The sequence below is a fragment of the Actinoplanes sp. NPDC051633 genome (genome assembly GCF_040681735.1).
Taxonomy (GTDB): Bacteria; Actinomycetota; Actinomycetes; order Mycobacteriales; family Micromonosporaceae; genus Actinoplanes.
Map to the genome: position 1 here is coordinate 1 of NZ_JBFAZH010001777.1, position 1,119 is coordinate 1,119.

Consider the following 1,119-nt stretch of genomic DNA (forward strand, 5'->3'; position numbering starts at 1 on the left):
GCGCGGGCCACCTGCCCACGCGACGGCATCCCGCGCCGCCCGGGCGCCTGGCTGACCCCGCCCGCCCGCAACCGCGCGAACGACCGGCTGCGGCGCGACGCGGCCGGGCTGGCCAAGCTGCGCCGGCTCGCCGTGCTGGCCCGCGAGCCCGACGAGCCGGAGGTGGAGGAGATCCCCGACGACCGGCTGCGGCTGATCTTCACGTGCTGTCACCCGGCGTTGCCGTTCGAGGCGAGGATCGCGCTCACCCTGCGTACCCTCTGCGGTCTGACCACGGCCGAGATCGCCAAGGCGTTCCTGACCGCCGAGCCCGCCATGGCGCAGCGCCTGGTCCGCGCGAAGCGCAAGATCGCCGAGGCCGGCATCCCCTACCGGGTGCCGCCCGCCGAGCTGCTGCCGTCGCGGCTCACCGCGGTCCTGGCGGTGCTCTACCTGATCTTCAACGAGGGGTACGACGAGCCGGACGGCCGCCGCGCCCTGACGGCCGAGGCGATCCACCTCGCGCGGGTGCTCGTCCATCTCCTGCCGGCCGAACCCGAGCCGCGCGGCCTGCTCGCGCTGATGCTGCTGAGCGAGGCGCGGCGGGCGGCGCGCACCGACGGCGGCGTGCTGGTCACCCTCGAGCAGCAGGACCGGACCCGGTGGGACCACAAGATGATCGCCGAAGGTGTCGCCGTGCTGGATGGTGCGCTGGCGCTGTCCCGGCCGGGTCCCTATCAGGTGCAGGCCGCCATCTCCGCATGCCATGCCACCGCACCCGACACCGGGAGCACGGACTGGCCGCAGATCGCCGCACTCTACGCACGATTGGAACGCCTGGCGCCGTCACCGGTCGTGACGCTGAACCGGGCCGTCGCGGTCGCGATGTCCGACGGCGTGCCGGCCGGCCTCGCCCTGGTGGACGAGCTGGCCGCAACCGGACGTCTCGGCGGATACCACCTGCTGCCCGCCACCCGGGCCGACCTGCTGCGCCGGGCCGGGCGCCCGGACGAAGCAAGGGTCGCGTACCAGGAGGCGGTGAAGCTCGCCCCGACCGAGGCCGAGCGGCGGTACCTGGAAGACCGCCTGAAATTTCTCGGCGAGTGATGTCGATCTGAGGCCGGCCCGTCCGTCGGTGGG

At 74.1% G+C, this 1,119-nt stretch carries 1 protein-coding gene; it reads left to right on the top strand.

Going from position 1 to position 1,119, the window contains the following annotated elements:
• On the top strand, positions 1-1,086 hold a 1,086-nt coding region (locus AB0M20_RS45075; RefSeq protein ID WP_364307778.1), incomplete at its 5' end, for a DUF6596 domain-containing protein.
• Between the last annotated feature and the right edge of the window lie 33 nt (positions 1,087-1,119).